At 67.3% G+C, this 13,348-nt stretch carries 10 protein-coding genes; 7 read left to right on the top strand and 3 right to left on the bottom strand.

What is annotated here, in order from left to right; genetic code table 11:
* Window positions 1-2: 2 nt before the first annotated feature.
* Window positions 3-818 (bottom strand): lipopolysaccharide assembly protein LapB, encoded by an 816-nt coding sequence (locus HUA75_RS06500; protein ID WP_141644800.1) that lies wholly within the window; start codon window positions 816-818, stop codon window positions 3-5.
* Window positions 819-881: 63 nt separating this feature from the next.
* On the opposite strand from HUA75_RS06500, the gene HUA75_RS06495 reads away from it, so the two are divergent.
* Entirely contained in the window at window positions 882-2,102 is a 1,221-nt protein-coding gene (locus HUA75_RS06495; protein ID WP_174485809.1) for a CapA family protein, read from the top strand.
* An 8-nt stretch (window positions 2,103-2,110) separates the two neighbouring features.
* Here HUA75_RS06495 and HUA75_RS47495 read toward each other — a convergent pair whose 3' ends face one another.
* A complete protein-coding gene (locus tag HUA75_RS47495; protein WP_013941470.1) occupies window positions 2,111-2,233 on the bottom strand; it encodes a hypothetical protein in 123 nt (40 codons plus the stop codon).
* Between the two features lie 161 nt (window positions 2,234-2,394).
* On the opposite strand from HUA75_RS47495, the gene prfA reads away from it, so the two are divergent.
* The 4 genes from prfA (at window position 2,395) to HUA75_RS06475 (ending at window position 6,189) form a co-directional block, all read left to right on the top strand.
* A complete protein-coding gene (gene prfA, locus HUA75_RS06490) occupies window positions 2,395-3,486 on the top strand; it encodes a peptide chain release factor 1 (protein ID WP_141646539.1) in 1,092 nt (363 codons plus the stop codon).
* Window positions 3,483-4,364, top strand: coding sequence for a peptide chain release factor N(5)-glutamine methyltransferase (gene prmC / locus HUA75_RS06485; RefSeq protein WP_174485808.1), 882 nt, complete (start codon window positions 3,483-3,485; stop codon window positions 4,362-4,364). Before prfA ends, prmC begins: the two co-directional genes overlap by 4 nt.
* Window positions 4,365-4,378: 14 nt before the next feature.
* Entirely contained in the window at window positions 4,379-5,650 is a 1,272-nt protein-coding gene (gene murA / locus HUA75_RS06480; RefSeq protein WP_141646541.1) for a UDP-N-acetylglucosamine 1-carboxyvinyltransferase, read from the top strand.
* Window positions 5,651-5,799: 149 nt separating this feature from the next.
* A complete protein-coding gene (locus tag HUA75_RS06475; RefSeq protein WP_141646542.1) occupies window positions 5,800-6,189 on the top strand; it encodes a zf-TFIIB domain-containing protein in 390 nt (129 codons plus the stop codon).
* A gap of 27 nt (window positions 6,190-6,216) precedes the next feature.
* Here the strand turns inward: HUA75_RS06475 and HUA75_RS06470 are convergent, their stop codons facing one another.
* Window positions 6,217-7,056 carry a hypothetical protein gene (locus HUA75_RS06470; RefSeq protein WP_174453588.1) on the bottom strand — a complete coding sequence of 280 codons (840 nt, stop codon included), beginning with the start codon at window positions 7,054-7,056 and terminating at the stop codon, window positions 6,217-6,219.
* A gap of 175 nt (window positions 7,057-7,231) precedes the next feature.
* On the opposite strand from HUA75_RS06470, the gene HUA75_RS06465 reads away from it, so the two are divergent.
* Window positions 7,232-9,187 carry an ABC transporter substrate-binding protein gene (locus HUA75_RS06465; protein WP_174485929.1) on the top strand — a complete coding sequence of 652 codons (1,956 nt, stop codon included), beginning with the start codon at window positions 7,232-7,234 and terminating at the stop codon, window positions 9,185-9,187.
* Between the two features lie 716 nt (window positions 9,188-9,903).
* On the top strand, window positions 9,904-13,326 hold the full coding sequence (locus HUA75_RS06460; RefSeq protein WP_217445914.1) for a hypothetical protein: 3,423 nt from the start codon (window positions 9,904-9,906) through the stop codon (window positions 13,324-13,326).
* The last annotated feature ends 22 nt before the right edge of the window (window positions 13,327-13,348 follow it).

Here is a 13,348-nt window from a genome sequence, read left to right as displayed (position 1 = left end):
GCTCAGAACAAGGCGTCGAAGTCGGCGTCGCCCTTGAGCGCGTCGAACATGGGGTCCGTGGACAGCCACCCCATCACCTTCTGACGGTCCGCCGTGAGCGCCGCCTTCAGGTACTGCACCGCGTCCTTCGGCCTGCCCCACAGGGCGTACAGCGCCGACAGGTTGTAGTTGAGCAGCAGGTCCTCCGCGTTCAGCGCGCGAGCCCGCTCATACGCGCGCTCGGCCTCCGCGTAGAAGCCCTTCTGCGCGTAGCAGATGCCCAAATCGAGCTGCGCCTCGAAGTTGTCCGGCTCCAGCCGCACCACGTCCTTCAGCAACGTAATCGCCGAGCGGTAGTCCCCCTCGTCCATCATCAGCGCCGCCAGCTCGTGCCGAGGGAACGCGTCCTGGGGGTCCAGCTCGATGGCCGCCTGCAGCTCGCGCATCGCCTCTTCCACCCGCCCCTGGTCCGCGTACGTGAGGCCCAGGTTGAGGTGCGCGTCCGGGTACTCCGGATCCAACTCGATGGCTTCCTTGTACTCCTCCACCGCCATCTCCCCGGCATGCGTGGAGAGGAAGCAAGCCAGGTTGTAGTGCGCCGTGGCGCTCTCCGGCTCCAGCTTCAGGGCGGTGAGGTACTCGGTGAGGGCCTCGCGGAAGAGCTTCTTCTCCGCGTAGACGGTGGCCAGGTTGTCGTGCGCGTGCGCCGAGCTCGGGTCCAGGTCGATGGCCTTCTTGAACTCCTTGATGGCCTCATCGAGCCAACCCCGGTCCGCCAGCTCGATTCCGCGAGTGTTGTGCTCGTCGGAGAGCGCGATGTTGTCCTTTTCCCGGGCCATGAGAGCGCCGGGCAATCTACGCGTCGCGCAACAAAGGGTGCAAGGTAGAGTTTCCCTCCGTCCATGCGCCACGCCGCCCTCCTGCTCTTCCTGTTCTCCGCCTGTCATCCCCGCCCCGCCCCCGTGGCGGAGGCCCCTCCCCCCTCCGTGGAGCCCCGTTCTCCAGAGGACGCAGGGCCTCCCGAAAGCCCGGAAGCGACCGTTCCACTGGCCGGCCTCCCGGACGCCGGGCCCCCCGTTCGCCCCATCACCCTGGTGGTCGGCGGGGACGTGACGCTGGGTCACAACCACCAGAAGTACTTCGACGACCAGGTGGCCAAGGGCCGCTCCCGCGAGGAGATGCTCGCCTACGGCTTCAAGGAGGTCCGGGCCCTGGGTGACGCGGCCGACCTCTTCGTCGTCAACCTGGAGTGCCCCTTCACCGAGGGCGGCGAGAAGCTGGCCAAGAACTTCAACTTCCGCGCCCGGCCGGAGCTGGTGGGAGCGCTCGTCGCCGGCGGCGTGGACGTCGTCAGCCTGGCCAACAACCACCTCATGGACTACGGCGCCCAGGGACTGGTGGACACGCTGGTGACGCTGGAGGCCGCTCGAATCCCCTACTTCGGCGCGGGCAGGACGCTCGCCGAGGCGCGCCGCCCCGCTGTCATCACCGTGGGAGGCGTGAAAGTGGCCCTCCTGGGGTACTTCTTCCTGGGCGAGCGAAACATCGAGCCACCAGAGGTCTACGCCACGGAGACGACGCCCGGGGTCGCCGGCCACTTCTCCGACGTGGACGTGATGGAGCGCATGCTGCGCGAGGACATCCTCGCCGCGAAGCATCAGGCGGACGTGGTGCTGCCCTTCTTCCACTGGGGCCGCGAGGGCACCTACGTGCCGGAGCCCTACCAGGTGCGACTGGCCCACGCCGCCATCGACGCGGGCGCGGCGGGCGTGCTGGGCAGCCACCCCCACGTGCTCCAGGCGATGGAGCTGCACCGGGGGGCGCCCGTCGTCTACTCGCTGGGTAACTTCGTCTTCGGAGGCAACTGGAACCCGCGCGACAAGCGGGGCGCCCTGTGGAAGGGCCGCTTCGGTCCGGGGGGCTACCTCTCCAGCGAGGTCTTGCCGCTGCGCACGGACCGCTTCCCGGAGCTCCCCTTCCAGCCCGTGCCCGTCACCGGGGAGGCGGCCGAGGAGGTGCTGCGACTGCTGGCCAACAGCTCTTCGGGGGTGGAGCGGATGCTCCCCGAGCTGGCGCCGTGGGCAAGGCCGTCTCCCTCCCCCGCGACTGGCGGGAGGGAGTAACCGGAGCGTCAGACCTTGTTGTTGGACTGGCCCTTCTTGGCGCGGCTACGGCGGCGCTTCAGCTGGGCCTTCCGGCCCTTGGCACGGTTGGCGACCTTCTTCTTGGAACGATTTCCCTTCTGGGCGGGCATGTGGAAGGACTCCGTGTGGTGATGTGAAACCGACCGCCAAGTGGATCCGGCGGTGAGGGCGGCCCTTCTTTCATGCTACCGCCCGAGCGGCCAAGGAATTTCTTGACTCCGTCCTCCCTTGCCAGCAGCCGGACAAAGGGGCAATACCCCCTGGAACGACGATGATTGACAAACTTGAAGACGTCGAGCGCCGGTTCGAACGCCTCACCGCGGACCTGTCGAACCCCGACGTCCTCGCCGACTCGGCGAGGCTTCAGAAGGTCTCCAAGGAGCGGGCGGGCCTGGAGAAGCTGGTGGACACGTTCCGCACGTACCGCCAGGTGCTCGCCGACCTCAAGGAAGTGGATGTGTGGCTCGACGCCGGCAGCGCCGACGAGAAGAGCTATGCGCGCGAGGCCCTGCCCGGACTGAAGGAGCAGCGCGACAGCCTGGAGAGCAGCCTCAAGCTGTTGCTCCTGCCCAAGGATCCAAATGACGAGAAGAACGTCATCCTGGAGATTCGCGCGGGCGCGGGCGGCGACGAGGCGGCGCTGTTCGCGGAGGAGGTCATGCAGATGTACCTCCGGTACGCGGATCAGCGGGGCTGGAAGTCGGACATCATCGACATGAGCGCTGGCAACGCGGGCGGGGTGAAGGACGCCACCGTGACGCTGTCCGGCGACGCCGTCTTCAGCAACCTGAAGTACGAATCCGGCGTGCACCGCGTCCAGCGCGTGCCCGCGACGGAGACTCAGGGCCGCATCCACACCTCCACCATCACCGTGGCCGTCATGCCGGAGGCGGAGGAAGTGGACGTGAAGCTCAACGAGGCGGACATCGACCGCCAGGCGATGCGCTCCACTGGCGCGGGCGGGCAGAGCGTCAACACCACGGACTCCGCGGTGCGCCTCACCCACCGGCCCACGGGCATCGTCGTGAAGTGCCAGCAGGAGAAGAGCCAGCTGAAGAACTACAACATGGCCCTTCGCATGCTGCGCGCGAAGATCTACGAGATGGAGCAGGAGCGCATCCGCGCCGAGCGCGACTCCACGCGCCGCTCGCAGGTGGGCACCGGCGACCGCAGCGAGAAGATCCGCACCTACAACTTCCCGCAGGACCGGCTGACGGACCACCGCATCGGCCTCACGGTGCACAACCTGCCCGCCGTGATGATGGGCGACATCGAGGACATCATCACCGCCTGTCGGACCTTCTACCAGGCGGAGGCGCTCAAGGCTCAGATGGGCGGCCCGAGGCCCCAGTCCGAAGCATGAGCAGCGAGACCTGGACCATCCGCAAGGTCCTCACCTGGACGACACAGCACTTCGAGAAGCGGCAGGTGGATGCGCCGCGACTCACGGCGGAAATCCTCCTGTCGCACGTGCTGAAGACGGGGCGCGTGCGGCTGTATGTGGACCTGGACCGCCCCCTGTCCAAGGAGGAGCTGACCGCCTTCCGCGCGCTGATTGAACGGCGCCTGGCGGGAGAGCCCACGCAGTACCTCACGGGTACGCGCGAGTTCTACAACCGCGCCTTCAAGGTGGACGCCCGCGTCCTCATCCCCCGGCCGGAGACAGAGCTGCTCGTCCAGGCGGCCCTGCGCGTGCTGCCGAAGGACTCGCCTGCTCGCGCGCTCGACATGTGCACGGGTTCCGGTTGCATCGCCATCAGCCTCGCCGCCGAGCGCCCCCAGCTCGCCGTGACGGCCACGGACCTGTCTCCGGATGCGTGCGCCCTGGCGCGTGAGAACGCGGAGACGCTCAAGGTCTCCGAGCGGGTGACGGTGCTCCAGGGAGACCTGTTCTCCCCGCTGCCCGCCGACGCGAGCTTCCACGTCATCGTCTCCAACCCTCCCTACATCGCCTCGCACGAGATTCCCGGCCTGTCCGCGGAGGTGCGGCGCGAGCCCAGGCTGGCGCTCGACGGCGGGAAGGACGGCCTGGTCGCCCTCCGGCGGGTGGTGACGGAGGCGCGCAAGTGGCTGGAGCCTGGCGGCCTCCTTGCATTGGAGATGGGTGAGACGCAGGGCGCCGCGGTCCTGGAGCTGCTGCGCGCGGCCGGTTACGAGGACGCGCGGGTGGAGAAGGACCTGGAGCGGCGGGAGCGCATGGCATTTGGGACACAGCCCGCGGCCAGCGGGCCACAGGGCTGAGGGCCGGAAACAGCATGGACAAGATTGTGATGAAGGGCGGCGCCGAGCTGCACGGCGAGGTCGTCGTCTCGGGCGCGAAGAACGCGGCGCTGCCCATCCTCGCCTCCGCGCTGCTGGCGGATGGCACCTCCACCTTCCGCAACGTGCCGGACCTGGCCGACGTGGTCACCATGCTCAAGGTGCTGCGCACCATGGGCTGCGACGCGGAGCGGCTCACCGGCCGGAAGAAGGACGTGTGCGAGGTGGGCGTCAACGGGGCCATCACCCCGGAGGCCCCCTACGACTTGGTGAAGACGATGCGCGCCAGCGTGCTGGTGCTGGGCCCGCTCGTCGCGCGCTTCGGTCGCGCCCGGGTGTCCATGCCCGGCGGGTGCGCCATCGGCGCGCGCCCCATCGACCAGCACCTCAAGGGACTGAAGGCCCTGGGCGCGGACATCACCCTGACGGAAGGCTACGTGGAGGCCCGGGCCAAGCAGCTCAAGGGCGGCACCGTCAACTTCGACGTCATCACCGTCACCGGCACGGAGAACGTGCTGATGGCGGCCGTGCTGGCCAAGGGCCGCACCGTGATGGAGAACTGCGCGCGCGAGCCCGAAATCGAGGAGCTGGCCCGGGTGCTCAACAAGATGGGCGCCCGGATTGAAGGCGCCGGGACGTCCATCATCACCATCGAAGGCGTGGAGGGCCTCACGCCCGTGGACCACGCCATCCTCCCGGACCGCATCGAAGCGGGCACCCTGCTGGTGGCCGCGGCCATCTCCGGCGGCAACGTCCTGGTGAAACACGCCGTCCCTGAACACCTGGACGCCGTCATCGACAAGCTGCGCGAGGCCGGGTGCACCCTCACCGCCGAGGCCGGGGGCCTGCGCTGCAAGGCCCCTCGCACCCTCAACTCGGTGAACATCACCACCACCGAACATCCTGGGTTTCCCACCGACATGCAGGCGCAGCTCATGGCGCTGATGTGTGTGAGCCATGGGACATCCGTCATCAGCGAAAACATCTTCGAGAACCGCTTCATGCACGTTCCGGAGCTGCACCGACTGGGGGCGGACATCACTGTTCAGGGGCACACGGCGGTGGTGAAGGGCGTGAAGACCCTCAGTGGCGCCCCCGTCATGGCGACAGACCTGCGGGCGAGCGCTTCGCTCATCCTGGCGGGCCTGCGCGCCGAGGGGCGTACGGACGTCAGCCGCGTCTACCACCTGGACCGCGGCTACGAGCGCCTGGAGCGCAAGCTGCGTGCCCTGGGGGCGGACATCCGGCGCGTGAAAGCGAAGGCCTGAGGGACCGAGGGACACGGGGCCGAACGACCCCAGAAGGCGCGTTGCCAACAGAAGCGGCAACCCGGGTTGCATCCCAAAATTCGCACGACCTATCATTCTCCGAACCACTGGGGACGTGTGTCCCCCATTGAAGGAGATTGACCCGCGCCATGGATTGCCCCAGCTGCAACGTCGAGATGGTTGATCTCGAGGGGGATGACCAGACGTTGCGAAGGTGTGGAGATTGCGGCGGACTGTGGATTGACGTCGCGGACCTGAACCGGGTCCTCCTCCACAACAACCTCCCCGGGCTGGAGAGCCAGGGCGGCAAGGTAGATGCACAGGCATTGACCGGTCAGTGCCCTGAATGTCTGGTCGATCTGGTCCGCGTGGATGGCGGCGACCGCCAGCATCCCCTGCACTACGACACCTGCGAATCCTGCGGTGGCATCTTCCTGGAGTCGGAGTTCGAGGACGCCACCGATGTGAAGGTCGCCGTCGAGGAGATCATCGCGTTCTTCCGCCACTTCGGTGGCAAGAAGAAGGCGGCCTCCCTCTAGACGGCCCACCGGGCAGTCGCAGCCGGTTCAGGGTTGGCCGCGGAAGGCGCGGCCCCACTCCTCGGCCACCGCGCCGTCGAGTTCCAGTGTGGCTCCAGCCGAGGTGGCCCCTTCCGGGGCGGCCTTCTGGAGGCGCGCCGTCACCTTTCCGCGCTTGGGCACCTCCAGCGTGAGTCGAGAACCCGACAGGGCATAGGTGCCCGTCACGGCGCTCGGCTCACCGCCCTCCAGCGGCTCGTGGGCGAAGCGGTACGTCCCGTCGACGTAGAACGAGAGGAAGCGGTCCGGGGCGCCGTCCAGGCCGCTGAACCACGTCCCCAACAGGGGCGCCAGGCGCGAGTCGTAGCGCAGGCGCGGCGCGAGCCACGTCCCGTTGAGCGCCTTGCCCCCCGAGTAGAAGATCAAATCGGTGACGCAGACAGGGGCGGCCTCGCCGGAACCGGGGAAGCGCTCCGCCACCTCGAGCGTGAAGCGGTTGCCCCTCAGGGACGGGCTGATGGGGACGACCTGCAGGCCGCGCTTGTCCTCCACCTTGAGGCTCTTGGCGGAGTCCACGCTGGTGAGGGTGAGCTTCTTCGCGCGGGCGTGGGCCTTGTACGAGGCCTTGTCCGTCCCATCACCGGTGTAGACGCGCACCTCGTCGATGGTGACGACGTCCTTGAAGCCGATGGTGACGGGGGCCGGGGTGGCGCCCGTGGCGCACCAGGCCGTGGAGTCGCGACCGTCGAGCAGGTGGAGGGGCGAGTAACGCTCGGGCTGGCGCTCGCGCTCCAGGTAGTCGGCGGCCTGGGCATACCCCGGCGGGGCGTTGGACGCGGCGGGGGCGGCGGACGCGAGCAGCAACAAGGCGAGGGGGAGGCGGCTCATGCGCCCATCTTTGATCGCACCGTGAGGGTGGCTCCAGTCCCCGACCGGGAAGGCCGTCTGGAGGGGCCCGGGGTGGGCCTTTCATCACGGATGAAAGCACGGGCCCGGGTGTTGGGGTGCTTGACACCCGGACGCCGCGGGGAAGTGATGCGGCCCGATGCGGAGAGAAAACGTGATGCGACGCTGGGGGTGGGTCTGTGTGCTGGCCGCGACGCTGGTCGCCTGCAAGGACGACAAGCCGAGCGAGGTGCCCGACGCGGGGCCCGTGGAGACGGGGCCATCCGCCCTCACGGAGCAGGAGCCCAACGAGCGGCCCGAGCAGGCCCTGACGATTACGCGGGACAGCACGGTGACGGCGGACCTGGCGGCCCAGCCGAACAAGGCGGACGAGGACTGGTATCGGCTCGCGCCCCCTGCCCCCCGCGTGGCGGACGTCACCGTGTCCGGGTTGCCGGGCGGAGACATCACCCTGGAGGTCTATGACCGGGACCGCAACCGGCTGGCCTCCATCAACAGCGAGGGCGACGGCAAGCCGGAGCGCTTCCCCAACCTCTACGTGGACGGCGAGCGCTGGGTGCGCGTGGCGCCCGCGCGCAAGGGCGTGGGCGGGGCCTACACGCTCAGCGTGAAGATGCGCGCCGCGAATGACGGCGAGGAGCACGAGCCCAACGACAGGGCGGTGGACGCGATTGCGCTCCCCCTGGGCCAGACTGTGACGGCGTTCCTGGGCCACGCGGGCGACGAGGACTGGTACCGGGTGGAGCTGCCGGAGACCGCCGCGCCGACGAGCGCGCCCGCGGCGAACGACGCGGACTCGGGTGCCGAGGGCACGGTGCCCCCCGGAGCTGCGGCTCCAGGGGAAGCGCCCACCCAGGGAGCGACGCCTCCCCCGAGCCCGGTGCCTGGCTCCGAGAGCGGCGCGGCCACGGGGACGCCCGAGGAAGGTGCGGCTCCTCTGGACACGCCCCCCTCCCCCACGGGCACGTTCGGTGGAGGTGAGCCCGCCGCCGCGCCGACTCCGGAGACGGGCGTGGCGCAAATCACGGATGCGGGGGTGGCGGCGCCTCCGCCCGAGCCTCCCTCGGTGGCGCTGAAAATCGACCTGTCCGCGGTGGAGGGCGTGCGGCCGGAAATCTCGGTGCTGTCCGCGGCCGAGGCGCCGCTGTTCTCGCTGCGTGGCAAGGAGGGCGAGGCCCTGTCGCTGCGCAACATCGGGGTGCGTGCGACGGACCGGGTCGTCTACGTGGTGGTGAAGGGCGGCTGGACGGGGGCGGGCAAGGAAGCGCGCCGCACGTTCAATGCGAGCACGCCGTACACGCTCACCGTGACGCAGGAGGAGGCCGGAGCGAACGCGGAGCTGGAGCCCAATGACGAGCTGCACAAGGCCACGCCGCTGACGGCGGGTGGGTACCGCGAGGGGTTCCTGGCGCCCAAGGGAGACGTGGACCACTTCGTGCTGCGCACGACGGAGCCGGTGCTGGCGAAGGTGGAGCTGTCCGGCGTGGAGCGGCTGGACCTGGTGCTGTCCATGGTGGAGCCAGCCCAGGGTGATGGGCAGACGGAGACGGTGCTCCTGCGCGCCAATGACGGCGCGCTCAAGGAGCCCGAGCGCCTCAACAACGTCTCGTGCACCGGCGCCTGCTACTTCCGCGTGGAGGGCGCGTCGCGCAAGGTGGAGGGCAAGTGGGTGAAGGACTTCGAGAACGCGGAGCAGCCCTACCGCATCAGCGTCTCCACGGTGCCGGACAACGGTGGCGAGGAGCGCGAGCCGAACAACACGGTGGACCGCGCGCAGGAGCTCGCGCTCGGCAAGGCGGTGCGCGGCACGGTGTTCCCGGTGAAGGACTCGGACTACTACCGCGTGGACCTGTCGGACCGGCCGGTGCGCACGCCGCTGAGGGCGACGCTCTTGGGCATCCTCAAGGTTGACGTGGGCCTGTACCTGCACCGCGTGCAGCCGGACGGGAAGCTGTCGCTCGTGCAGACAGCGGACCGCGCCAAGGGCGACCAGCCGGAGAGCATCCGGTACAGCGCGGAGCCCGGCGTCTACATCTTCGAGGTCCGTGACGCGAAGAACCGCGAGGCCAACTTCCAGGACTCGTACCAGCTCACCGTCGAAGAGGGCGAGTAGTCAGACTGGGGAACGCGGGCCCAGGGCGGCGGCAACACCGCCGCTCATGAGCCGATTCGAAAACATCATCGAGGACACTCTCACCGGGAACGTCGAGACCCGGTTCATCAACAACCTGGAGCAGCGCCGCTCCAGGGGACGGGTGTCAGCACCGGCTCGGCCGAGGACCGTGGCGTGTGACTGCGGGCGGCTCCGCCCACCACGCGGAAGGCCACCACCGCTTCGTCCTCACCACCCCCACCCGAGGCGTCCGACGCTCAGGGCCCTCCTCCTCCTCGCGGAGCGGGATGCGGCGTGACCCGCCCCGCGACACGCGAGCCACAAACCCGCTCACTTTCAGGGATTGGCCCGACAGACAGAAACGTCTGGCGTCGACACCGCTTCCCGGTGCTCCTTGACTCGCGTGAGTCACAAAAAACCTATCATGGGTCGCGTCTTGAATGATGTGGCTCAGCCGCGGAACTGGATCGGCTGGATAGAACCAATGACATGTCCCGCCTTCGCCGGGCAGAGCGCGTCGAAGCCACGCGGCGACGAGATGGATCCGCGCAAGCGAGCGATGCGGGTCGGGGGCACTGTCCGACAGGAGCCCATCAACTGCCGCTCTCGCCGTGCGGGGTGGTAACGCACTCACATTCGACATCATGCCAGCAGTATGATTATTGAACGCATCAGTTGGAGCAGCCGGCACCAGACTTGAGCAACTGGGGGCAAGCATGCGGCACGGCGTTGAGAGGGCAATCATTCGCTGGTGGGTGTCCCTGGCGCTTGCCTTGGTGTTCTTCCGCGGCGCAACCGCCGAAGCCCAAGAAGAACGCGCGGCCCTGTTCCAGGCCGTCGCCGACAAGAGCAAGCCCGCCGACGAACGCTTCGCCGAAGCCATGCGCCTGATCTTCTCCGAAGAGGACATGGATGACCCCACGAGTCTTCCCCCGGTGACCCGCGCAGGGGAAGTGTCCATCATCAAGAACATCCTGGAAGACAAGACTGACAAGGCATCAATCCGGATCGTTGCCCTCATGCTGGGCCAGCGCTACTCACTCTCCTCTGCTCCAGACAGCGCCATCTTCTGCGACACAAGCATCTCCCGGAGCACGGATGACTCGGAAGAGCTGACCGTGCGGCAGTTCTTCTCGATGAGCCTCGGCGTCTTCTGCTCCGCGGAGCCCCTCAAGGTCATCCAGTCGCTTGAACGTATCGCCGACCCGATGATTTCCGCTTTCGCCATCGAATCCTTGTCAGGGATATCGTTCAGGGGCAAGGACCTCTCCGACCTGCCCGTCAAAGAGAGGCTGGGAGTCGCGACGAAGGCCATCGCATTGCTCGATGAGCCGCAACTTCATGCTCGCCGGAAGAGCGCGCTCCTGAGCGTCATCGAGGACCTCATGGGCGGGAACGTCGGCGACAACCCTTCTCATCAACAACGGCGAACCGCCCTCCAGGACACCCTCGTCGAAAAAGCACGAAACCTGCTCGCGACGCCACACCTGGCGGCTCAAGCCATTGCGGCCGCGGCCAAGAATCAATTGAGTGGCAGTTCGAATGAGGGGATGTTGGTCGAATGGTTGTCTCGCAAGGATACCCATCCCGACGTCGTCATCGCCATCCTCAGAATCCCTGAAGTGGACGCATCCCTGCGGCAGCAACTCGCAGCCCCGGTCAGCCGCATCGTCGAGGATGCCTCGCGAACGACACTCGCACGTGCCATGGCAATCCGCATGCTCACGCGCATCATCATCTCCGACCACAAGGACTCGCTCGCACACGAGGCCTTTGAGCTGCTCCGAAGCGTGGCCCGCGAGAGCAACGATGACGAATTCCTCGAGGATGCCGTGCTGGGACTGGCGTCCTCGGCGGACCTGACCCCGCTCCCACAAGGTGAACGGGAGCGAATCATCAAGCTTCTCTCCGACAGGTCCCGCCCCCCTTCCCTGCGACTGGCGGCGTCGCGCGCAATCCGTACCCACCTCTCCCAGCTCTCGAAAGCGGAGTTGAAAACCTGCCTGGAGGTGCTCGTGGATCCCACGCTCCTGGGCGAGAGAACGCGCAGCACCTTCGCGGAGTTCCTGGACACGCAGAACGACCGGGAGACAGTCGGTATGACCTTCTGGACGCTGCTCCACAGTACGGACGAGGAGCAGCACGACGTTCAGCCCGCCATCGCCAGGCTCGTCGGGACCCGCTTCTCCGAAAACGCCCAGCAGACAACGGAGTTCCTGAAGGGCGAGACGAGGAACGAGACTGTCAAACAGCTCATCATCGGGAGCATCAATCCCGTCGTCGTCGGACGGTCGTCCGCCCATGCGGGTGCACTGCTCGACGCCTATTTCACCGTGGCCTCCACCGCGAAGTCCCCCACGCTCAAGACCGCGGCGCGCAACGCCTTCAGGGCCCTGGCGTCCGAGATCGGCATCTCCAACAGCATCGAGTTGATCCCGCTCCTACAGGGGATTCTCGCGCGACTCGATTCCGACCCGCGGCCTCCCATCGACGTGGCACATGCGAAACAGCAACTGGAGACCCTAACGAACTACAAGATTGCTCACCCACTCCTCGCCCTGAAGCTCTGGATCCTCGGTCGCCAGTCCATTGCCTGGGGCGTTGCCTGCTACATCGCCCTCACTTTGCTCGTGCTGCTCGTCCTCAAGTACAGGCCGCTGTGGCTCCTCCTCATCAATGACAAGCTGAACTTCAGCATTCCATTCAAGCTCTTCGGGTTGACAGAGATTCCCATTCCGGCGCGCCACCTGCTTGTCGTCGGATTCTTCCATTATCACCCCCGCGTACTCGGTGCCTGGACCCAGCGGTTTTCAAAGACCATCACCGCGAACCTCGACTCGCTCGCCGTCGTCTCCGCGCGGTCCGTGTGCCTCCCTGTTCCAGGACGGGACAACAACAACCGCGCCATGTCGCTCACTCCAGACCTCTTCGATCTGGAGGTCGGCGCCTCCGGTCGCCGCTGCCTGCTCCTCATGGGTGAAGGAGGCGCCGGGAAGACGACCCTGGCCGTCGGCATCGCACAGCGCGCACTCGCCCGGTTCGGCATCGTTCCCCTCTTCATCACGGATACGGGCGTCAAGGAGGACGACGGCCCCAGGAAGATTGTCGAGCTCGCCCGAGGCGCGCTCCAGTCGATCTCCGGGGAGACGGACCTGTCTCCCACGCTCGTAACGCAGATGCTCCTGAAGGGGCGCCTCCTCGTGATTCTCGACCGGCTTTCGGAGCGACCCGACTCCACCGCTCAGACCTTCAACCCGTGCGCTCCAGACTTCCCGGTCGCGAAGCTGCTCGTGACGTCCCGAGCGGATGAGTATGCCGACTGCCCAGGCCGCAAGCGCTTCAAGTTGGATCGCCTCCGGGGCGCGGCGCTCACCGGGTTTGTCCAGACCTATGTCGACCAGAAGGGCTACACCGCGAGATTTCCTTCCACCGAAGCCCACCACTTGTGCTTCGAAATCGAGCACCTCGCCCGAGAGCGAGGGAGTACCCCGCTGCTGGCAACGTTGTTCGTCGAGCTGAGGGTCCCAAAGGCGCTCGCGACAGACAGCAAAGCCGGCACGGAGCCCTCCGTGCCACAGCCGACCTCCATCCCCAACCTCTTCGCGCTGTACGTCGCCCAGGTGATTTCTCCCGCGGTCACCGCGAAGTGGGCACACATCGACGCGGCGCGCGGTATCCGCGTCCTCGCGCGCCGATGCACGTATGGCTTTCATTCCGACAAGATTGGCGTCGACGAAGCAATCGCGGCCCTGGTGCAGGCATGTGGAGCAAGCCTTGGCGAGGGAGCCGAGGCGCTGGACAACGCCCGTGAATTCCTCACGTGCTGCGTCGACGAACTGCGGCTCCTCGAGAATGCGGGGGTCGCGAACGCGGAGCTTCAGTTCACACTCGACCCACTCGCTGAATACATGGGGGCGCTCCGTTGCATCGAGGAGCTTGGCGAGGACCAGGCGAAGTGGGATGTCGAACTCAGACGGTTGCAGGAGATCATCCAAAGTCCCCAGCGCACCACTGACGTGGCCGGATACGTCTCCGCACTCGCGCAGTCCATCGAAGCGGACCCGGCCGCACTCCCCTTCGTCGTCAGGGAGCAGGTGAAGCAGATTTTCAGTGCCTGCGGCCCCAGGCGCGCCTCGTGACCCCCCTTGCGATCCCCGCACA

The organism is Myxococcus sp. CA040A, from assembly GCF_013336725.1.
GTDB lineage: Bacteria > Myxococcota > Myxococcia > Myxococcales > Myxococcaceae > Myxococcus > Myxococcus llanfairpwllgwyngyllgogerychwyrndrobwllllantysiliogogogochensis.
The sequence above is the reverse complement of the archived record's forward strand: the minus strand, read 5'-3'. Positions and strand labels throughout refer to the sequence as shown.